The organism is Eximiradius proteiniborus, from assembly GCF_058546985.1.
Window position 1 is genome coordinate 2,189,252 of sequence record NZ_CM178592.1, and the last position, 21,726, is coordinate 2,210,977.

A 21,726-nucleotide genomic window follows, 5' to 3' on the forward strand; every position below is an offset into this window, starting at 1 on the left:
GAAATATCTAAAGCTGAGCCTGATAGCGAATAATAGCATATTTAATTTAAAATTTCAATTATCAAAAGAAAACTGTTAATAAAAAAGGCTGCAACAGAATGCAGCCTTTGAATTTCAAAAAAAATCACGTTTATTGTTCTTTGGGTTTCTTTCCAATATTTTGCTTTACTTTTTCGAGCAAGGCAAGCTCTAAAATTCCGTTTGAACGCCAGAAATGCACTTTACCTGTTACATAAGATTCAAATCCGCTCATTTCGCTTGTCAATATTAGATGAACGTTTTTTTCTCCCTTTTCCTGAACAATAAACTTATATTGCATACGCCCGTTCTCCCATTTCCCGGCACGAATAAAAGGCATATCTAAACTGTATTTCTTCAGTACGTTAAACGTTGTATCGCCCTGAGCAAAAACGCAGAAATCAGACTGAGCCACACCGCGATAAAGCCCTTCGTCGTTCATTCTTGTGTTCTTGTTCATTAAATTGCAGCCCATCTCTTCGAGCGAATAAATTACTGCATTCCATATCTCTTCAAAACTGTTTTGAAAATCTTCTTCGTATTTTTCCTTGTAGAACTCATATCCTTTCGGCACTTTCTGTTCTTGGGCAAAAGTAGGTGCAAAAATTACAAGAAAAACAAGTATTATCAACAACTTTTTCATATAAACTCCCAAGGGATTATTTAAATATTTTAACGATAAATTAACACAATGGTTACAATTTTGCAAATCAATTAAGCAAAGTTATTCATTAATTCAACTCCCGAGCTTGTTCCAATTCTTTCAGCACCTGCCTCTATCAATTTCAATGCGAAATCAACTGTTTTGATTCCTCCCGATGCCTTTATTTTTACGCTTGGGTCGCAATACTTTCTCATCAGTTCAACATCTTCTGTTGTTGCACCCGTTTTGGCAAAACCAGTTGATGTTTTAATAAAATCAGCACCGGCATTCGAAACTATCTTACAAGCCTCAATTTTTTCTGTTTCTGTTAGCAATGCAGTCTCGATAATCACTTTTACTATTGCTTTTGCTTCGTTGCTGAGCCGGACAATTTCAGAAATTTCTTTCTCAACGTAGCTGTAATTTCTGTCTTTCAGTTTTGCAATATTTATCACCATATCGAGTTCCGTAGCACCTGCAAGCAATGCCATCCCCGCTTCGTAGAACTTTACATTCGAAATGTTTGCCCCGAGTGGAAATCCGACAACCGTTGCAATATTAATCTTATTGTTTTGAAGCAAATTTTTGCAAAGCTCAATATTGCAAGGATTTACGCACACCGCTGCAAAGTTGTATTTGATAGCATCCTGGCAAAGCATATTAATTTCGTGTTCTGTTGCATCTGCTCGTAATATAGTGCTGTCAATGTATTTCGCAAATTCTTCTTTTGTTTTTGGTAACATAAAATTATCCTTTATTATTAAATTTAGTTTCTAATATTCTTTTCAGTTTTTCCATATACCATTGCGGTGTGCTTGTTGCACCGGTAATTCCGATGGAATTGTATTTCGAAAGTTCATCTATGGCTAATTCTTTAATGTCCTCAATAAAAATTGTATTTGGATTTGCTTTTTTTGCTATTTCAAACAAAATTTTCCCATTTGATGAGTTCTTGCCAGCAACGAAAATCACAAATTCGTGCTCTTTTGCAAATTCTATTAATTTTTGCTCCCGCTTCGAAACAAATTTACAGATGGTATTTTTTGAAACAAAATAATTATTAGCATCGTCGCCGTATTTTTCTTTGAATAGCTCAAAAATTTCTTCAGATAGCTTACAAAAAGTTGGTTTATCCATTGTTGTTTGAGAAAATAGCACTGTTTTTTTCGATACATCAAGATTCGCTTTCACTTCATCGAAATTCTTTACCACAAGACACTCATCATTGCACACGCCTCGCAAACCTATCACTTCCGCGTGGTCTCGCTTCCCGAATATTATTATTTGCCAGCCTTCATCATAAAACTTTTTGACCGACCTTTGTAATGCTCTCACAAGCGGACAAGTAGCATCGATTAAATCAATTTTTAGCGACGCAGCTCTGTCATAGGTGCTTGGTGGTTCGCCGTGAGCACGTATTACAACAACTGAATTATCCTTGTCTATTCTTTCGAAGTCTTTATGTTCAATAGTTTTAAGTCCAATGCCTTCGAGCCGTTCCGATTCTTTGGGGTTGTGTATTATTTGCCCAAGCACATACACCTGCTTGCCTATGCATTCGCCCAAAGCAGTTTCCACTTTATCTATTGTCTGGACAACTCCCCAGCAAAATCCAGCTGAACTGTCGATATTGATTATCATTTTTGCGTCTGATTTTTCTCAAACTTCTCTATTAATTTTTTTGCTGCATCTTTGTGCATCATACAATTAATCATCTTCAATTTTACATAATCATTATGATAGAAATAATATCCTTTGTTTTCTCCGTTTCTTGCTCCACTTCCGGAATCTTTTATTAAAAACCATACATCTTTTGGCGTTTCTTTTATTCCAACTATATGTATTCCGTGGTCATCGCCGGTAGTTCCATTGGAGAATCTGAATTGGCGCGCGTAATCATCTATATAACTTGAAGGAATATCGTATGTTGGCACCATAGCCACATCTTTGAAAGAATAATAGCCACTCTCAGATACATCTCCACCTATTGCTACTGAATAACCACTCCGAACTGCCTCTTTAATTGTCCCTATAAAGTCTTCCACTGGTACATTCAAATATGTATTGCATCTCCACCAGTTATCAGGAACATCATACAAAGCTTTCTTCCAAAATCCTTCTTGCAACAAGGACATAATATCTACATAATCATTTGTATTTATTTTGCATACATTTTTCAAGAAATCTTGCGGTGTGTATTCTTTTCCTTCATAAGCAAATTTTGTTGGTGGCTCGCCCATATACGAATTTAATATACTCTTTATAGTTGTTAGCACTACTTCCTCGTTCCAAAAACAATTCTTCTTTACATAATTTAAATAAGTGTTCATTTCTTCAAACATTTTCTCGTGATTGTAAAATTTTTGCCCAACCTTCATCCCTGTATAAACATTTGCAGGCACACAACCATAATTTTCGAAAATGTGTTTCAAAGCATTTGCTTGCGAACCTTCGCTGAAATGCGATGCCCCCTTCTGCTGGACAAACCGACGAGCTTTTTCAACATATTCCCAATATACAGAATACATTTCCGATAACTTTATTTTTCTGTTCGTTATCCTGAATATTTCGCTTTCGAAAAATGAGGTTGCGGCAAAGCTCCAGCAGGTTCCTGTCGCACCTTGCGATATCGGTTCATTATGCCATATTTGTTTAAATTCATCAGTCTTTTTGGGCAGTTCTATTCCGGTAAAATCCATTTTAAAATCTAATTTTTTTGGCTTTTCTTTGGTCTCGAATTCGGAGATGCCTTTTTTTATTTCGTCCCAAAATGGGTTTGTATAATCAGTCATAATCCCTTTGTCCCGGCGGTCCTGTGCAATTGCCATTGACGACAGGATAACCAAAGCAACTAAAAGCTTAATCAAAGATTTCATTATTCCACCTATAATTTTTGTAATTAATTAGTTTCTCCAAAAATAAATAAAAAATTGAAAAAATGATTTGATTAATTTTGGATGAACGACCTGATAGATTGAATTTTTTTCTGTAATTTTGTAATAAATTAATTCGCGGCATTATATGTATAAAATTAAACTGCCAGATTTCGAGGGACCTTTCGACCTGCTTCTGTATTTTATTAAGCGGGATGAAATAAATATTTACGACATCCCTATTTCTAAAATAACCGAAGAGTTTCTTAACTACATCCGCTTGATGAAGTATTTCGATTTAGAGCTTGCTGGTGAATTTATCTTGATGGCATCCAATCTTATGTATATTAAGTCTCAAATGCTTCTTCCCCGAAATATTGACGATGAAGGTGTGGAACTCGACGACCCGCGTAAAGAACTTGTTCAAAAAATTCTCGAATATAAACAATTCAAAGATGTTTCCGCTGAACTTGCCCAAAGAGCAGAATCTACGCGATACCACTACTACCGGGAGCTTTTCGATGCCGAGTATTCACAAGTTGAAGGCGAAAGTATTTATAAAAATGCCACACTTTTCGATTTAATGCGGGCTTTTCAGAACGTTCTTGCTCGCGCTAAACAATCTGATGTTCACTATGTCGTTGAAGTTTTCAACGTTACAGTCGAAGAAAAAGTTGCATACCTGCAGGAACTGCTTAAAACAAAGCCAAGATTGAGTTTCTACGAAACTGTCCGAAACCAGTCTCGACCGCATATAATTGTTACTTTCCTTGCTATTCTTGAAATGCTGAAATTGCAGCTTATTTTCATATATCAGGAAACTCATTTTGACGATATTTCTATTTCTTTGCGTTCAGGTAATAACTAATTCTTGTGTTGGTGCGATATGGAGAAAAACAACAATTTATTCCTTCAACTTCCTCGTGAAGAACAAAAAGCAATTATCGAAGCAATTATCTTTGCAAGCGATGAAATCGTTACTTTCAAAACATTATATAAATTGTTAATTACACACGAAAGTCTTCCTCCTGTTGAAGTTACCGAAAATAACTCTGGCGAACTTACCATTGATGATGAAATTGCTCAAAGCATAAACTTTACTCCAGAAATCCTCGATGAGATGATTCGCGATATTAATCAGGATTTAATAAACACCGGACGACCTTATCAGATTGTCAATTACGCAAACGGCTATCAATTTGCTACTCTCGGTCATTACGGACAGTATATATATAATTTTTTGAAATCCAAAACCAAGCGGCGACTTTCTCAGGCTGCCCTCGAAACGCTTTCAATCATTGCCTATCGTCAGCCAATTACTAAAGCCGAAGTCGAACAAATACGCGGCGTTAATTCCGGCGAAATTATCAACTCGCTTGTCGAGAAAAACCTTGTCCGTATTGTTGGTCGCAAGGAAGTGCTCGGAAAACCTCTGCTTTTCGGCACTACCCAGGATTTCCTGAAAATTTTTGGGCTTCGCTCTCTCGAAGATTTACCCAAGCTTCGCGAAATTGATGAAATTGCTGAAGAACTTGCTCAACCATCAAAAGACGAACAAGATACCGTTACTTTCTCAATTTCTAAGGAAGAAGCAGATAAAATCCTGCGTTCCTCTACTAAAATTGAGTTGGATAATCAGGACGAACTGTAATGAAAAAGTTCCTGTTTTTGCTTGTTTTTATGTATTATCCCGCTTTTGCTTATCCTCCTGTGCCTTTCGTTCAGGATAACAAAGTTGGCTATATCGATTCATCTGGCAAAATTATTATAGAACCTAAATTCGATACACCATTTCATAAATTATTTTTAGTTTTTGAGCAGAATTCTTTCCCATCGTTTGAATTCCCGGATTGGGCATATTTTTCCGAGGGCAAAGCAACTGTCCGCATTGCAAAAAAATTCTGGTTCATTACGTATGGTTATAAATACGCTGTGATAAACGAAAAAGGAGAATTCTTGTTTGAGCCAACAGAAGATATTATTGGAAAATTCCAGGATGGTGTTGCTCCATATCAAAATTTGATGAAAACCGCAGAATACGTGCACGGCGAAAAATTCGGTATGATTAACTCCTCTGCAGAAATATTTATCGAACCCAAATACGATTATATCAGCCATTTCAGCAATAATCGTGCATTGGTTCGTAGAGGCGACAAATACGGCTATATCAATAATTCTGGCGAACTTGCAATTCCTTTTCTTTTCATCGATGCCGGAAAATTCAATAACGGAATTGCTTTTGCAAAAAGAGATAAATTATATGGTTATATTGATACTACCGGCAATTTCATTATCCCCGAAAAATTCGACAGAGCTTGGGATGTCGTTCAAGGTATTGCTCGGTACTACGATGGGAATTTGTTCTCTTTTCTGAAATTCGAAAGTAAAGGTGAATATATTAATATTTCGCAGCTTACTGCTAATAAATTTACTGATGCAAGCGATTTCTCCGAAGGTTTGGCTTGTGTCAGAGATGTCAGTAACCTGTATGGCTTTATCGACAATCAAGGCAAATACATAATTGAGCCTCAATTCCTTTATGCTGCCCCTTTCCAGGAAGGCTTAGCCGTTGCCAAAAAAGACAAATACTTCGGCTTTATCGACAAATCCGGTAATTTCGTTATCCCGCCCGAATTCGATTATGCCCGGAATTTTTACAACGGTATTGCCAAAGTTTGGAAAAACAACAAATTGATTTTAATCAATAAAAATAATCTTCAGATTTACTCGTTCACAAATAAGTTCTGACTATTTTAGGTGTTTGTTAAATTTATTGATAATTAACATAAAATTAACAATTAGTAAATCAACATTTCTTGTTTTTTTTATAATTTTTATTTAATTTTACAGTGATTTTCTTTTTGGGGATGTATTAGTTTCGCTGATTCAAGCAGTTTTCTTTGTATATGTTATTGGATTCGTTAATAAAACTTTGTTTTTATTATAAAAATTAGTATTATAATAATCATTTTTTGAACACTGTTAAGTTATGTTAATTGTTCTGTTAAACTTAGAAAAAAGAGAATTGTTATAGTAATTGTTTTTGTTCTACTATTTTTGGAGTTTTAAATGAAAAACCTTTTGCAACGCTTATTCTTATTCAGCGTTGTGGCTCTCCTGGCAAGCGTAGCTTTGAACGCACAGGTTCAAATCGGACCTATCAACTATACAACGCTCAAAGCTGCGTTCGATGCTATCAATAGCGGTGTCCATACCGGTAATATTACGATTAATATTACCGGCAATACCGTTGAAACTGCCACTGCCGTTCTGAACCGTTCTGGTTCAGGTGGCGCAAGCTACACTGCTGTAAACATCTACACTACTGGTGTGGATACTGTTTATGGCAATGCTTCTATTTCTCCTGTTGTTCGTTTTGCAGATGCCGACAATATTACAATTGACGGTCGTATCGGGCAAGCAGGCTCTGCAAACTCTCTTACTTTTGCTTCTTTAAACAGTTCGGCAACTGTAATCTGGATCGACTCTACCGCAGGCGGTAACGGTGCAAAGAACATATTAATTAGAAATGTCAATATTCTTGGTGCTTCTGGTACTACCATAAGCTACGGTATTAACGTTTCGTCGTCTTCCTCACAATCAACCGGTGCTCCAGGTTTCGATAATATTCAAATTCTGTACTGTAATTTTGCACGCACTTACTATGGTATTAGTATCCGTGGTGGTTCCACTGCTGCTCGGTACGCAACAAACATTAATGTTCGATTCAACAAATTTGGGCAAAATGCTGCCTCTGGAATGATGCATTACTACTCAATTTATATGTATTATGTTCAGGCTCCCGTAATAAAAAATAATTATTTCTCATATAATACTACCCAAACATTATATGCGATGTCTATAAACTATACCAATCTGCCAGATGTTTCTGATAATATTATGGAGAATGTAACTTCTACTACTACCGTATATTTCCTTTACATGTATTATGGTAGTGGTTTATTTGCTAATAATAATATTATAAGAAACATCTCTGGCGGCACTTTTTATGGCGTGTATAATTATTATTCACCTGCTCCAACTATCACAAACAATAGAATTGAAGATATTAATATTACTAGTACTTTTTATGGTTATTATATATATCATAACTCATCTGCTATCAGCACTGCTGTTTTGCAATCTAATATAATCAAAAATGCAGTTACTTCTGGTGGCACAGTATATGGTGTTTATGGTTACTATATTAATAATGGCTTGTTCGATAACAATAACTTTAGAAATATTACCGGCTACTATACTGTCGCAGGTATGTATTTCGGTTCTGTTACCAATTCTCGTTTTACAAACAACGTTATTGCAGATTTAAATCAAACCTATGCTTCGACAAGCTACTACCAGGTTGGTATGGCATTTCTGAGCACATGTAATAATGATACAATTGCTAATAATGCTATTTCAAGAATTCGTGGAAGTGTTACTAGCGCAAATAGTGCTCAATACAGCCCATCTGGTATTCAAATCCAAGGTGGTGCAAACTGGGCAATCTGGCATAATTCTGTTTACTTAAATGGAACTCATCAAAATGCAACTCAAATATTGCCATCTGCTTTGACTGTAACCTCAACATCAGCAACTAACCTTGATATTCGCAACAATGTGTTTGTTAATTCATACGTTAGCCCTAATACGACATCTAAGTCATACGCTATTTATCTTGCAGGAACTGCAAATATTAGCACTATCAACTACAATGATTACTACGTTTCTGGTCCTAACGCTATGCTCGGCTTTCTTGGTGCTGATGCAGCCGATATTGTTTCCTGGCGCGGTCTTAGTACTCAGGACGCAAACTCTATTTCTGCAGATCCAATATTCAATGGCTTAACTAACTTAATGCCATATACCGGTTCGCCTCTTGTGGCTGCAGGAACCCCAATTGCATTTGTTTCTTCGGATATTCTTGGTATTACTCGTAGCACTTCTGCACCAACTATCGGTGCATACGAAGAAGCTGGTGATATCGATGCTCCTGAAGTATCCTTCACTAACTTACCAAATGTTGGTAATGGTACTACATCACAGACACTTATAGCAACAATCACAGATGTAAGTGGCATCGATACAGTTAATCTGCCACGCCTCTATTTCAAGAAGACTTCAAACGCAAACACTTATATTGACAATACTAACGCTTCAAATGGTTGGAAGTTTGCTGTTGCAACTCCACTTGGTGGCGATCAATATCAGTTTGTCATAGACCATAGTATGTTATTCGGTGGTCTCACAACTGGCGACACTGTGCAATATTTCTTAATAGCACAGGATATGTTCACCAATCCTAATATAGGCGTGTATGGCGCGACTCTTGCAAGTCAGCCAACTTCAACTGCATTGGCTGCAGTACACTTCCCTGCAACAAATATTTCGAGATTCTATCGTGTTCTGCCATCGTTCTCTGGCACAGTTTCAGTTGGCGCTGGGCAAACATACACAACATTAACAGGCAGCAATGGTCTGTTTGCAACATTAAATAATGCAGTAATGACAGGTAATGTTACTGTTCAAATAGTTTCAGATATTACCGAACCAGGTGATGTAGCTCTTGGTGAAATATCTTCCAGCGGTGGCACATTTTCAATTACCATTCGTCCAACTGGAGCACCAAGAACACTTACATTTAATAAAACTGGTTCCTGCTTGCTCTTTAACACAACTGATAGAGTAACAATTGATGGCCGTATTGCTGGTATTCCAGGCAATTCGCTCACAATTGTTAATACTAACACTGGTGCTTCTCAGATAATCCACATTGCAGGCACTGCAACTAATGGTGCTACAAATATTACAATCCGCAATGTGAATATTAGAGGCAGCCATCCTGCTATTAACAACACAACTGCAACTTACGGTATCCTTGTTGCTACAACCGGTATTGCACAGGTTGCTACCAACCACAATATTTCTCTATTAGAAAACAACATACAAAAAGTATATTACGGTATCCGTGTAATGGGTGCTTCACCTGGTCTCAATGGTTTGATTATTAGCAAGAACTATATTGGAAACGATGTTGATACCCTAACTGTTGTATTCAAAGGCATCCACCTCGAAAATACTAATGCAGCTCAAATCACTTATAACACTTTAAGAAATATTAAAGCTAATACTTCAATAAACATCGCAGCAATTGATTTAGCAAGTGGTGCATTCAATAATACATACATTTACGGTAATAAAATACAAGGTGTTGTAAATCCTGCTTCAGGTGGTTATGGTGCTTATGGTATTAACGTTGCATCTTCAACTACCTACAACACTTACATAATCAACAATATGATTTCTGATGTTACAATAATGAACTATTCTACCTCGAGTACAACCTACAATCCATTTGGTATTCGTGTAACTGGTGGTTACAATTATTACGTATATCACAACACTATCGATATGTCCGGCACAATGGCTAATGTTGGCTCAGCCGCAAGTATGAGTGCTTGCGTTCTTGTAACCGCTACTACTGTTGATTCTGTTTATGTTAGAAACAATATATTTGTTAATAGAACTGTTCATAATATTGCTGGTTCTGTATCATACATTTACTACTTACCATCAGCAACTTGGGCAGGTGTAAGATATTGTGATTACAACCATTATTATACCGGTGGCAACTATCCATATTTTGCTTATAGAGGATCTGCTATCCAAACATTTGATGCTTGGAAAACTGCTGTTGCTCCAGCCGACTCCAACTCAACTTATGGCAATGTTACTTTTGTTGGCGTTCGCAATGCATATATTGCTGCTCAATCCGTTGGTGACCCACTTCTTATCAAACCTACATTCACTGGTATGCCAGATGAAGATATAGACGGCGAATACCGTGATCCTCTTACTAACTATGCTGGCGCTGATATAGCTGTCCCAACAGGTTTCGATATTGCTGAAAACTTGCCATTCACTCTTCTCAAAGGCGGCGACCCATTCACTCTTGCGTTCCAACCAGTTATTTTAGGCTTTGTTGATGAAGTTGACCGTGGCGTTACTACTGGCGATGCAAATATTTACCAGTATGAATGGTACTACAACAATGCTCCACTTGCTAGCACACCAGGTGTTCGCGAAGTTAATAGAAATACTGTCGAATTTATTAACCCTGCCGCTAACTTATCTGGCGAATACTACGCTACAATTACTTATGGCTCAACAACATTAACAACTAATGTTTGTCAATTAACAATTGACCCATTGCAGCCAACATTGGTTGCTCCTGCTAACGATACTGATGATAAGCCTCTTAATGTATTGCTCCAATGGACTAATGTTGCAGCAGCTACTTCCTATCAGGTTCAGGTTTCGACTTCTCCACTCTTCACAACAATCGTATTCGATACTATTGTTACTACTAATTCTGTCATCCCATCTGGACTGACTTACTCAACTACCTACTTCTGGCGTGTTGCAGGTCGTCAGGGAACAACTGCTGGTCTTTGGACACAACCTTGGGCATTTACTACCCGCGTTGCTATTTATCCTTGCGTTCTTATTTCCCCAGCCAACGCACAGAATTTTGTAGAAATAAACCCACAACTTTCCTGGCAACAAAATGTTGATGCTTCTTCATATAGAGTGCAAATTTCTACCGACATTGCTTTCATTAATTTAGTCCTCGATACTGTTACAACTGATTTTGTATATACTTCTCCAGTTACATTACAATATCTTACTACATATTATTGGCGAGTTCAGGGTCTCAATCCTCCTTATGAAAGCGACTGGAGCGAAATTCGTGAATTCTTTACTCGTCCAGCTATATATACTCCAACTCTTGTATATCCGGCAAATAATGCTACCAAGATATCTACTAATCCTCGCCTGCGCTGGAATGTCGCAAATGGTGCTACTTCCTACAACATCGTTGTATGGAAAGATTCTATAAACACTACTCCGATTGTTAATACTGTTGTTCCTGATACAACATTCTTACTCCAAAATCTTTATGGCGAAACTAACTACTTCTGGCAAGTCCAAGGCTTGAACCCATCTTACCAGTCTGAATGGTCAGAAATTAGAAAATTCACTACCAAGATTATCTTCTGGGGTCCCGTCGTTCAGGATACTATTACCGTTGGAACTATAACTACAGCTACTGCTTCTTACCCATTCTATACTTTCTATATGGATTCCAGAACGCAAACTATTTTGCTTGCTTCCGAGCTCGGTAGTTTGACCGGAACTATTACTTCAATAGCTTATAATGTTGCTTCAGTTGCTACACAACCGATGTTTGGATTTACTGTTAAAATGAAAAATACTACTGCAACAACTGTAGGCACTGATTTCGATAACGTTGGTCTTACTACTGTCTATTATAACAACGGTGAAGTTGTATCAGCAACTGGATGGAAATATATTCAACTCCAAACACCTTTCACTTACGACCCGACTAAAAATCTTCTTATTGATGTTTGCTTCGACAATACATCATATACATCTAACTCAACTGTATATTCACACACTACTGCTACAAATCTCACATTACACAGATATGCAGATCTATCTACTGGCAATGGTTGTGTGGACCTATCATCAGCAAACTCTGGCGGTCCATATACCAACCGCCCGACAACACGTATTATTGGATATGCTGATGGATGGTTAAGTCCAAAACAATACTTGCCTCAAAATAATGCTGTCAATGTTGAAATTACACCTGCGTCATTTGTTTGGGGCTCGCTCGAAGATGCTTCTTCATACCAAATTCAGGTAGCAACAGACTCAAGCTTCAATAATTTAGTGATTGACGTTACTACTGCAGACACCGTATTAAACGCTACTACCTTATCATACATCACTACATACTACTGGCGAGTTCGTGGTATCAATATCCACCAGAATAGTATTTGGTCTTCAACCCGTAAATTTACTACTCGTCCTGCAATCTTCCCGGTTGTGCTCGTTGCACCTATCAACGGCGCTCAATACATTCCTATGACTCAAAACTTTATCTGGCGTCCTCAGACAAATGCTACCCAGTATCAATTGCAGGTATCCACTTCGCCAACATTTGCTACTACATTGCTCGACTATACAACTCCAGATACTACATACACATTCACTACAATTCCAAACGCAACAATTTACTGGCGTGTTCGCGGCTTGAATGCAACAAATACAGGCGAATGGTCTAGTGTTTGGTCATTCACTACTATTCCAAACATTTATCCTCCAATTCCGCTCGATCCATTCAGCGGTTCAACAGATGTAAATCCAAGCCCGATATTTGTTTGGTCTTCAATCAGCAATGCTACTGGCTATTCATTCGAATTAGCTGCAGATCCATTATTCAATACAATGCTCGATAGCTACACCGGTTCTGATACAACTTATCGTGTATGGGGTCTCGAAGGTGGCACTACATATTACTGGCGCGTTCGTGCATTTAACTCAACTGATGTTAGTGATTGGTCTGGTACCTCATCATTCATCACTATTAATATGCAGGCAGATGTTCAAATTGGCACTATTGGGACAACTACATCCAATCAAATTCCTATTAATCGCTGGTATGACCATAGCATTAGTGAAACAATTTACTTGCAAAGCGAAGTTGGCAGCGGACAGAAAACAATCAAATCAATTGCATATTATAAAGCAAGCGGAACCAATGTGGATCCAATTGCAGATGTTCACATCTATATGCGTCATACTACTTCAACGACTGCAACTATAGGAACAGTTCTTGCATCGACTACTGCACCATATACCCCGGTTGCTACTGATTACCAAAGAGTATATAGCGGCAACTTCCCGAACGACTCCTTAACTGGCTGGATGAAAGTAGATTTAGACTCATTCTTTGTCTATAATGGTGTCGATAATCTTCAAATCCTCGTTGTTAAAGGATTCCAGAATTATGTCAGTGGTTATCCTTTATATGCTGTATTCACACCTGGCAGCACTAATAGATCAGCATACCAATACCAAGATGGCACTATGCCAAATAATGTCCCTTACGTAACAACTAATGTTCCTGTTACTCGCTTCGAATTCCTTGCGTCAACTGTTCCTACACCAGAATTGCTCTCGCCACCTAATAACAGTATAGACCGCCCAACTACCAACAACCTTGTTTGGGACGTTGTCCCGGGAACTGTTTATTATAGAGTGCAACTTGCAAGCGATGCAGCATTCAACAACATTATTGTAAACGAGCTTACTACATCGACTAACTTCGTTGTTACTGGTCTCGATTCTGGTGCAACTTACTTCTGGCGCGTTAAATCAATTCACGACACAGCAACATCTGCTTGGTCTGCTGTTTGGAAGTTTACTACTGCATATCCGCAACTTGCTGCACCTATACTGCTTTCACCAGCAAATAACGCAATACATATTCCGTTCAACGCTCCAATTCCATTATCCTGGCAAGCAGTTCCTTACTCAACAGAGTACCATATTCAGATATCTATTGATACTTTCACAACTGTCTTAGCAGAAGGGACCTTCCCTGCAAGTGTTACAGAAGTTGTTCTGAATAACCCAACAGCTGGAACAACCTACTGGTGGAGAGTCCGTGCAATTAACCCATCCGACACTTCAGACTGGTCTGCTGTATGGAACTTCACAACATTACCTGTTCTTGTTGCGCCAACTCTTGTTTCTCCAGCTGATAGCTCAATGAACGTTCCTGTTATGGTTCAATTTACTTGGGATCCTGTAATTCCAAATTCCGGATACCATATACAGGTTACAGCTCTGCCAAACGTATTTGCCAACTTAATTGTTGACGATACAGTAACTTCTGAAAATCATACAATTCAATTATTGCCTAACACTGAATACTGGTGGAGAGTTCGCACTCTTCGTTCAGATGGTGTTTCTCCTTGGTCTGATGTTCGTTACTTCAAGACAGTCGGTCCTATCACGCAAACCTTCCCGTTAGTAAATGGCTGGAATATGATAAGTGCGAACGTAGAACCAATGAACGGCTCAATTCCGACGTTGATGGCACCGCTATCAGGCAACTTACAGATATTGCGAAACTATGTAGGACAATCATATGTACCACCATTCACAAATACACTATCGAACTGGAACAAATATCACGCATATCAGTTGAGATTAACAACATCACAACAATATGAAATACAAGGTTCACAAATAGCACCGGAAACTACGCCGATTACATTGAACACAATAGGCTGGTATTGGTTGCCATACTACCGCACAACATCAGCGGCAGTAGCAACAGCATTGGCAAGCATCAGCGGCAAATACCTGCAAGTGAAGACAATCACCGGCGAAGTATATATGCCACCATTTGCCAATACGCTCACACAGTTAGAACCGGGCAAGGGCTATATGATACGCTTGACAGCAGACGACGGAGTGCTTACATATCCTGCAAACGGACCGATCAAAGCAACAGGAACAAGCAATAGCATAGCAGAACCAAAAGTATTCGTAAGAGAGAACGTATCGACAGGCAAGAATGCGTTTGTAGCATTAGACCTTGATTTACGGGATGGCGACGAAGTAGGCGTATTCACACGAGACGGGTTGTTGGTAGGTTCGAGCGTATGGCAGTCAGCACTGAGAGGCGTAGTAGTATGGGGCGACGATGAATTCACGAACGAGAAGGACGGAGCATACGAAGGCGAAGAACTGATTGTAAAAGTATGGAGCCGTTCGGATGAGACGATAGGCAGTGTGCGTGTCGTAGAGAGCAAAGATATGACAAACGGCGTTCGTGGACACTCGTTGCGATACGAAACAGATGCGATAATGATGTTGAAGGGTGGCGTAGAGTACGATCAGGTAGGATTGACGATAACACCACAGCCTGCATCGAGCGAGTTGATAATAACATTGGGCAAAGTATCGAACGATGGGGTAGAGGTTGAGTTCTACAACCAGAGCGGGCGAATAATGCTACGAGCAAACGAGAAAGCATCAAACGGTGTGATAAAACTCAATGTTAGCGACTTGCCAAGCGGTGTTTACAACGCAGTAATTCGCACTGGTGCTACTACAATGAACGAACGTATAGTAATCGTTAGATAATACACATAAGAATCATACAATTAGGGGCGCGTCCATTGGATGCGTCCCATTTTTTTATTGAAAAATACATATTCATTTTGTATATTCTATCTAAAAACCATACAGGTGCATAAAATGTATTCCCGCGTTTTCTCTGCTGCTGTATTTGGTATTAATGCAATAACAATAGAAATCGAAACACACACCGATAATCAATTACCTGCTTTTAATATTGTTGGATTGCCCGATTCTGCTATAAAAGAATCGCGTGAACGTGTTACTGCCGCAATCAAAAACTCAAATTTTGCATTCCCGGCAAAAAAAATTACTGTAAACCTTGCTCCTGCAGACGTCAAAAAAGAAGGTAGTGCTTTCGATCTACCCATTGCAATAGGACTGTTAGCCTCCTTTGGTGAAATCGACTACAAGAGCATTCAAGATACGATACTAATTGGTGAACTCGCTCTCGAAGGTTTTCTTCGCCCCGTCCACGGTGTTCTCCCAATTACCTTGGAAGCTAAATCAAAAGGATTTCGCCGGATTATTCTTCCTGAACGAAACGCAAGCGAAGCCGCTCTTGTTGACGGAATTGAGGTTATCCCTGTTGAAACACTATCTCAAACCGTTGAGTATATAAATGAAGATACTTCTATCGAACCAAGAAAAGTGGACATTTTTAGTTTATTCAACGATGCTCAGTCTCAAAATCATCTTGATTTTGCCGACGTCAAAGGACAGGCAAACGTAAAGCGAGCCTTGGAAGTCGCTGCTGCCGGCGGACATAATTTGTTAATGATTGGTCCACCAGGCTCTGGCAAAACTATGTTAGCTAAACGAATCCCTTCAATACTTCCACCACTGTCGCTCGAAGAATCTCTCGAAACTACTAAAATTCACTCAGTTGCAGGTCTTTTGCCAAATGGTGAACCTCTTATTCGCATACGTCCGTTTCGATCCCCTCATCACACAATTTCAGATGCAGCTTTGGTAGGTGGTGGTATTAATAAAATTCGTCCCGGTGAAATTTCTCTTGCTCACCACGGAGTGCTGTTTTTAGATGAATTGCCCGAATTTGCTCGAAATGTTCTCGAAGTGCTTCGCCAACCTCTCGAAGATAAACGTATTACTATTTCTCGAACCAAGCAAACTCTCGATTATCCCGCTAACTTTATGTTAGTTTGCTCGATGAATCCCTGCCCCTGCGGCAACTTTGGCGACCCCAATAAAGAATGTTCTTGCTCTCCTCAACAGATTCAAAAATATCTTGGAAAAATTTCCGGACCACTCCTTGATAGAATTGATATTCACGTCGAAGTTCCTGCTGTAAAATATCAGGAACTTTCCAGCAAACTTTCTTCTGAGTCAAGCTCAGCTATTCGGGAGCGTGTTATTAATGCCCGGTCTATCCAATCCAAACGCTTCGAAAATGAATCAAATGTATTTAAAAATGCTGATATGAACACCAAATTAATCCGTAAGTATTGCTCGCTTGATGAACAATCCCAAAGCCTGATGAAAATGGCAATGACCAAACTTGGTTTTTCTGCTCGAGCTTACGATCGTATTTTGAAAGTTGCCCGCACAATTGCAGATCTCGCCGGCGACCAAGATATTTCTTCATCTCATATTAGTGAAGCAATTCAGTATCGTAGTTTAGACCGTCAATATTGGAAATAATTATTTCTCTGGCACTTCTATAAGCCACACTTCTCCCGGTTTTGGTGCTGGCAAAGAACGCCCTAATATCCACGGATTTAATATCTTAACGTCTTTGTATGTGGTTCTGTTTGCTTTTGCCCATTCTGCTAAATTTGCGATAGATGATGTTTCTTTAATTATCTTTGTCCTCTCAGGCTTATAGCGTTCCCAAGCCGGAACTCGAAATCCATATTTTTCCGGATTTTGCATTATTTCTTTGATGATTGCTATTCTGAAAATATATCTTGAAGTTTCCTCATTCAAGAATAGCTCAAAATAATTATCCGTTCCTTGAAAATTTATATTATTTGCAACTCCTTCCACTCCCATATTATATGATGCAAATGCAACAATCCAACTACCAAATCTTCTGTATGCCCGTTCAAGGTATTTCATTGCCGCTTGGGTGCTTTTCTCTGTATGTCTCCGTTCATCTACATCTTTGTCCACTCTCAACCCATATGTTCGGGCAGTCCCTTCGATAAATTGCCATAGTCCAACGGCATCTTTTGGTGAACGTGCCTGGTATAACGCACTTTCTGCTACCGACAAATACTTTATGTCGTCTGGCAGTTTGTTTTCCTTTAATATCCGTTCAAACATCGGGAAAAAACGTCCCGAACGCTTTAAATATAGTATTATTTGCCCCGGCTGTTGCAGCAACAAATAAAATTCTCGCTCTGCTCTTTCTCTAACTTCAGGTATTTCAAGCGGAATTCGCTCACCACATAATTCAAGCTTATCTGGCAGTGTAAGTTGCGACAAGAAATAAAAATAATTAGGTTCTTCTGCCTCAACTCTCGCTTCATTTGCTTCAGAGTAACACGACTTACTAAATAGCATCAATACAATCAAAAAAACAATCTTCTTCATATTTCCTAATTAGCATTATTTACAAATAACTTTTTTTTGCATAATCTGAGCTCTTCTTCATTATTGGAAGCTAAAAACACAATCCCGTCTTTATCAACTTGCTCTTTTATCAATCGGTTTACTAACTGTATCCCAATATCATCTAAATTAGTCGTTGGTTCGTCATAAATAAGCACAGCCGGGCTATGCAAAACCGATAGTAGCAATTTCATCCTTTGTTTCATACCCGAAGAGAAATTGCGTATATACTTATTATAATGCTTCTCTAAATAAAACAGTTCTAATAATTCATTGGTTTTGCTTCTGGAAAATGATATTCGTCGAATATTAGAGATGATTTTTATTAACTCGACCGGTGTGAACTCTTCGTAAATATTCAGGTACGGTGCAACAAACCCAAAATAGCTAAAAAGTTCATCCTGATTTAATTGCTTCCCATCAATTTTCCAAATCAGACTGCCTTTTGTTGTTGAATTAATCCCGGCAATTATTTTAACTAATGTTGATTTTCCTGAGCCGTTCGGACCACATATCCCAACAATATCTCCGTTCTTTCCTTCAAAACTTATGTTTTTTAATATATATTTGTTGCTAGAATACGCTTTGAAAATATTATTTCCTATAATTTCTAATTCCACTTTACTCATTTGTGATATTTAAATAATTTTCAATATAACAACAAAATTGTAATTATTAAAGCAAATGAATTGTTTTTCTGAAAAATTAATTTGTTTTCATAATATGTCTTTTGGTTATTCAAATAATAGAAGAATATTAATGGATTTTAATTATTTAAGCTATTTTTGCATAAAGAATTAATCAATAATTAACCACTATACTAATAATGTTTGTTATTTTACAAAAACTTGATAATTTTGCATATCGTAATTATAACAAAAATATGAAAATAGATATAATAACATCTGGACCATTTGATACAAACGGCTATCTTGTGAGTGATGAGACTAACGAAGCGGCGATTATTGATGCGCCGCTCGAAAGTACGCACATTTTTATGAAACATATACGAAACAAACATCTGAAAGTTACAGCGATATTTTTAACTCATTCTCACTGGGACCACACAGCTGATGCTCCTGAACTTCGCCGTCAAACCGGAGCTCAAATTTATCTCCACTCAGACGATAAATATCGTGTCTTAGAGCCAAACAAATTCACTATTTTCAGATTACCTTTTAATTTAGAAGAGTTTTCTCCAGATGTTGAATTATCCGGCAACGAGGAAATAAAAGTGGGGAATATGCTGTTCAAAGCAATTCACACACCAGGTCATACCGAAGGTGGAGTTTGCTATTCTGTAGAAAAGCAAAAAGTAATTTTTTCTGGTGATACTCTTTTCGATGGTAGCATCGGTAGATGCGATTTGCCCGGTGGTTCGCTCGACACCTTGCTTTCGTCTATTCATCAAAAATTACTCGTTTATTCCGATGATACAATTATCTATCCCGGTCACGGAGATTCTACCACCATTAGAAACGAAAAAGATAATAATCCTTACTTAAATATTTAGAAATCAACTAATGATTAAAAATAATTCACATATTTTTCATATATTAATTTCTTTTTCTTTTGTAAGTTGCTTGTTTATTACTGGCATATTTTTAAAAGGTTGTTATTCTTTTACTGGTGGGTCTGTGCCTGAACATTTAAAAACATTGTCTATTCCAACTGTCAACGATCAAAGTGGTTTTGGAAACCCCGAATATAAATTGATTCTAACTCAGTCATTAATAGATAATTTTAAACGTGACAACTCTTTCGAACTTGTTGAATCTGGAGGAGATGCCCGAGTGATTGTTTCTATAAACTCTATTTTGGAGCAAACAGTCGCGGTTTCTCCCGGCGAACTCGAAACCGAACGCAGAATTGTGGTTAATTGCACTGCTGAATACTACGACTTTATCAACAAAAAAAGTATTTGGAAAAAGAATTTTTCCAACTATGGTGTTTTTGATGTAAAAAATGCTATTGCCGGTCGAAATCAGGCTATCGAAGGTGCTCTCAGGCAAATTGCCGACGACATCCTTCTGGCTGTTGTTTCTGGCTGGTGATTCTTTACCGAAGTATGTTAATCTTTGAAGGATTTATTATCCTATTATGGAAGAAATAATACTAATTATCTATTTTCTGGCTCTCTCCATTCTTTTTGGATTTGGTATTCATGGTCTTATTCTTTTATACTATTATCGTAAGACTCAGAACAACAAAATTAAAGAGCCGGAATTACCCAAAGAATTGCCGATGGTTACAATTCAATTGCCTCTCTACAATGAATATTTCGTTGTCGAAAGGCTTATCCGTTCCGTTTGTAATATTAAGTACCCTAAAGAAAAACTCGAAATTCAGGTGCTTGACGATTCTACCGACGAATCTCAAGAACTCTGTAAGTCCTTAGTAGAAGAATATAAAAAGAAAGGCTTCAATATTAAATATATTCATCGAACCGACAGAACCGGCTACAAAGCTGGTGCTCTTAAGCATGGTCTTGAAATTGCAGAAGGCGATTTTGTCGCTATTTTTGATGCCGATTTCGTTCCAAACGAAAACTTTTTGCTCAAAACTGTTCCCTATTTCTCAAATCCTCAGATTGGTATGGTGCAAACTCGTTGGGAACACCTTAACGAAGAATATTCATACCTTACCCGTGCCCAGGCTCTTGCTCTCGACGGTCATTTCGTTTTAGAGCAGCAAGTGCGTAATAAAGCTGGCTTCTTTATTAATTTCAACGGTACTGCTGGCATTTGGCGCAAATCTGCTATTATCGATGCCGGCAATTGGGAACCCGACACTCTTACCGAAGACCTCGACCTTAGCTACCGCGCTCAACTGCGTGGCTGGAAGTTCGTCTATCTCAATGATGTTACTTCTCCTGCTGAGTTGCCAGCTGATATTAATGCTCTAAAAACTCAACAATTCCGCTGGACAAAAGGTGCTGTTGAAACTGCTAAAAAACTTCTCCCTCGCGTTCTCAAAGCTGATATTCCTCTCAAAGTTAAGCTCGAATGCTTTGTCCATCTCACAAGCAACATCGTATTTCCGTTTATCATTATTGTTGCATTGCTAAATGTTCCCATTGTGTTGATTAAAAACACTGTTGGCGGTTTCGACCAATTTTATTCCTTTATGAGTGTATTCGTTTTAGCCTCGATTTCTACATTCCTTTTCTATATGTATGCTCAAAAAGCTATCCATCTTGACTGGCGCCGCCGATTGCTGCTTTTCCCGGTCTTTCTTGCTGGCAGTATGGGATTTGCTGTGAACAACACCAAAGCTGTTCTCGAAGCTTTAATTGGTAAGAAAACTGGATTTGCTCGCACTCCAAAGGAAGGAATTGTTGGCACTGCTCCAAAACCTAAAGTTAAAAAATATAAATCTAATAAATTTAGCTGGATTGTTCTTTTTGAAATCCTTTTAGCTCTATATTTTGTTGTTGGAGTTGGTATTTCCGTATATTATCTCGAAATTGCTGCCATTCCTTTCCAACTTCTCTTCTTGCTTGGGTTTGGCACCGTTGGCTACCTGTCACTCCGACACGCAATCTTTTCTAAATAAATTGTGATAGATTCTATTATCAAAAAGGCTTCACTTCTGCGT

General features: G+C 38.2%; 14 protein-coding genes. 8 read left to right on the forward strand and 6 right to left on the reverse strand.

Annotated features, from left to right (window positions below; all coding sequences use genetic code 11):
- Nucleotides 1–130: 130 nt before the first annotated feature.
- The 4 genes from ACY2LT_RS09015 to ACY2LT_RS09030 all read right to left on the reverse strand — a co-directional run bounded on the left by ACY2LT_RS09015 (nucleotide 131) and on the right by ACY2LT_RS09030 (nucleotide 3,537).
- Nucleotides 131–661, reverse strand: coding sequence for a hypothetical protein (locus ACY2LT_RS09015; RefSeq protein ID WP_491815259.1), 531 nt, complete (start codon nucleotides 659–661; stop codon nucleotides 131–133).
- A gap of 71 nt (nucleotides 662–732) precedes the next feature.
- On the reverse strand, nucleotides 733–1,404 hold the full coding sequence (gene deoC / locus ACY2LT_RS09020) for a deoxyribose-phosphate aldolase (protein ID WP_491815260.1): 672 nt from the start codon (nucleotides 1,402–1,404) through the stop codon (nucleotides 733–735).
- 4 nt (nucleotides 1,405–1,408) lie between these two features.
- Nucleotides 1,409–2,302: a 4-hydroxy-3-methylbut-2-enyl diphosphate reductase gene (locus ACY2LT_RS09025; RefSeq protein ID WP_491815261.1), complete on the reverse strand. Its 894-nt coding sequence runs from the start codon at nucleotides 2,300–2,302 to the stop codon at nucleotides 1,409–1,411.
- Complete coding sequence (locus ACY2LT_RS09030) at nucleotides 2,299–3,537, reverse strand: C1 family peptidase (RefSeq protein ID WP_491815262.1); 1,239 nt, start codon at nucleotides 3,535–3,537, stop codon at nucleotides 2,299–2,301. Before ACY2LT_RS09030 ends, ACY2LT_RS09025 begins: the two co-directional genes overlap by 4 nt.
- Before the next feature lie 145 nt (nucleotides 3,538–3,682).
- Here ACY2LT_RS09030 and ACY2LT_RS09035 point away from each other — a divergent pair, with 145 nt between their 5' ends.
- The 5 genes from ACY2LT_RS09035 to ACY2LT_RS09055 all read left to right on the forward strand — a co-directional run bounded on the left by ACY2LT_RS09035 (nucleotide 3,683) and on the right by ACY2LT_RS09055 (nucleotide 17,217).
- Nucleotides 3,683–4,402: a segregation and condensation protein A gene (locus tag ACY2LT_RS09035; protein ID WP_491815263.1), complete on the forward strand. Its 720-nt coding sequence runs from the start codon at nucleotides 3,683–3,685 to the stop codon at nucleotides 4,400–4,402.
- Between the two features lie 18 nt (nucleotides 4,403–4,420).
- Nucleotides 4,421–5,185, forward strand: a complete 765-nt coding sequence (gene scpB / locus ACY2LT_RS09040; protein ID WP_491815264.1) for an SMC-Scp complex subunit ScpB — start codon at nucleotides 4,421–4,423, stop codon at nucleotides 5,183–5,185.
- Nucleotides 5,185–6,282 carry a WG repeat-containing protein gene (locus tag ACY2LT_RS09045; RefSeq protein WP_491815265.1) on the forward strand — a complete coding sequence of 366 codons (1,098 nt, stop codon included), beginning with the start codon at nucleotides 5,185–5,187 and terminating at the stop codon, nucleotides 6,280–6,282. Before scpB ends, ACY2LT_RS09045 begins: the two co-directional genes overlap by 1 nt.
- Nucleotides 6,283–6,603: 321 nt before the next feature.
- Complete coding sequence (locus ACY2LT_RS09050) at nucleotides 6,604–15,561, forward strand: T9SS type A sorting domain-containing protein (protein ID WP_491815266.1); 8,958 nt, start codon at nucleotides 6,604–6,606, stop codon at nucleotides 15,559–15,561.
- A 114-nt stretch (nucleotides 15,562–15,675) separates the two neighbouring features.
- The gene (locus ACY2LT_RS09055) at nucleotides 15,676–17,217 is read left to right on the forward strand and encodes a YifB family Mg chelatase-like AAA ATPase (RefSeq protein WP_491815267.1); all 1,542 of its coding nucleotides are present in this window, start codon (nucleotides 15,676–15,678) and stop codon (nucleotides 17,215–17,217) included.
- Here the strand turns inward: ACY2LT_RS09055 and ACY2LT_RS09060 are convergent, their stop codons facing one another.
- On the reverse strand, nucleotides 17,218–18,111 hold the full coding sequence (locus ACY2LT_RS09060) for a lytic transglycosylase domain-containing protein (RefSeq protein WP_491815269.1): 894 nt from the start codon (nucleotides 18,109–18,111) through the stop codon (nucleotides 17,218–17,220).
- 5 nt (nucleotides 18,112–18,116) lie between these two features.
- Nucleotides 18,117–18,749, reverse strand: coding sequence for an ABC transporter ATP-binding protein (locus ACY2LT_RS09065; RefSeq protein WP_491815270.1), 633 nt, complete (start codon nucleotides 18,747–18,749; stop codon nucleotides 18,117–18,119).
- A gap of 263 nt (nucleotides 18,750–19,012) precedes the next feature.
- On the opposite strand from ACY2LT_RS09065, the gene ACY2LT_RS09070 reads away from it, so the two are divergent.
- The 3 genes from ACY2LT_RS09070 (at nucleotide 19,013) to ACY2LT_RS09080 (ending at nucleotide 21,684) form a co-directional block, all read left to right on the forward strand.
- Nucleotides 19,013–19,642, forward strand: a complete 630-nt coding sequence (locus ACY2LT_RS09070; RefSeq protein ID WP_491815271.1) for an MBL fold metallo-hydrolase — start codon at nucleotides 19,013–19,015, stop codon at nucleotides 19,640–19,642.
- Between the two features lie 124 nt (nucleotides 19,643–19,766).
- On the forward strand, nucleotides 19,767–20,183 hold the full coding sequence (lptE, locus tag ACY2LT_RS09075; RefSeq protein ID WP_491815272.1) for an LPS assembly lipoprotein LptE: 417 nt from the start codon (nucleotides 19,767–19,769) through the stop codon (nucleotides 20,181–20,183).
- Between the two features lie 46 nt (nucleotides 20,184–20,229).
- The gene (locus ACY2LT_RS09080; RefSeq protein WP_491815273.1) at nucleotides 20,230–21,684 is read left to right on the forward strand and encodes a cellulose synthase family protein; all 1,455 of its coding nucleotides are present in this window, start codon (nucleotides 20,230–20,232) and stop codon (nucleotides 21,682–21,684) included.
- Nucleotides 21,685–21,726 lie beyond the last annotated feature (42 nt).

Excerpts from the sequence above, each read along its gene's own strand:
- ACY2LT_RS09030 (WP_491815262.1), bottom strand. The coding sequence starts at position 3,537 with ATGAAATCTTTGATTAAGCTTTTAGTTGCTTTGGTTATCCTGTCGTCA.
- deoC (WP_491815260.1), bottom strand. The coding sequence starts at position 1,404 with ATGTTACCAAAAACAAAAGAAGAATTTGCGAAATACATTGACAGCACT.
- ACY2LT_RS09060 (WP_491815269.1), bottom strand. The coding sequence starts at position 18,111 with ATGAAGAAGATTGTTTTTTTGATTGTATTGATGCTATTTAGTAAGTCG.
- scpB (WP_491815264.1), top strand. The coding sequence starts at position 4,421 with ATGGAGAAAAACAACAATTTATTCCTTCAACTTCCTCGTGAAGAACAA.
- ACY2LT_RS09015 (WP_491815259.1), bottom strand. The coding sequence starts at position 661 with ATGAAAAAGTTGTTGATAATACTTGTTTTTCTTGTAATTTTTGCACCT.
- ACY2LT_RS09055 (WP_491815267.1), top strand. The coding sequence starts at position 15,676 with ATGTATTCCCGCGTTTTCTCTGCTGCTGTATTTGGTATTAATGCAATA.
- ACY2LT_RS09025 (WP_491815261.1), bottom strand. The coding sequence starts at position 2,302 with ATGATAATCAATATCGACAGTTCAGCTGGATTTTGCTGGGGAGTTGTC.
- ACY2LT_RS09080 (WP_491815273.1), top strand. The coding sequence starts at position 20,230 with ATGGAAGAAATAATACTAATTATCTATTTTCTGGCTCTCTCCATTCTT.
- ACY2LT_RS09050 (WP_491815266.1), top strand. The coding sequence starts at position 6,604 with ATGAAAAACCTTTTGCAACGCTTATTCTTATTCAGCGTTGTGGCTCTC.
- ACY2LT_RS09070 (WP_491815271.1), top strand. The coding sequence starts at position 19,013 with ATGAAAATAGATATAATAACATCTGGACCATTTGATACAAACGGCTAT.
- ACY2LT_RS09045 (WP_491815265.1), top strand. The coding sequence starts at position 5,185 with ATGAAAAAGTTCCTGTTTTTGCTTGTTTTTATGTATTATCCCGCTTTT.
- ACY2LT_RS09035 (WP_491815263.1), top strand. The coding sequence starts at position 3,683 with ATGTATAAAATTAAACTGCCAGATTTCGAGGGACCTTTCGACCTGCTT.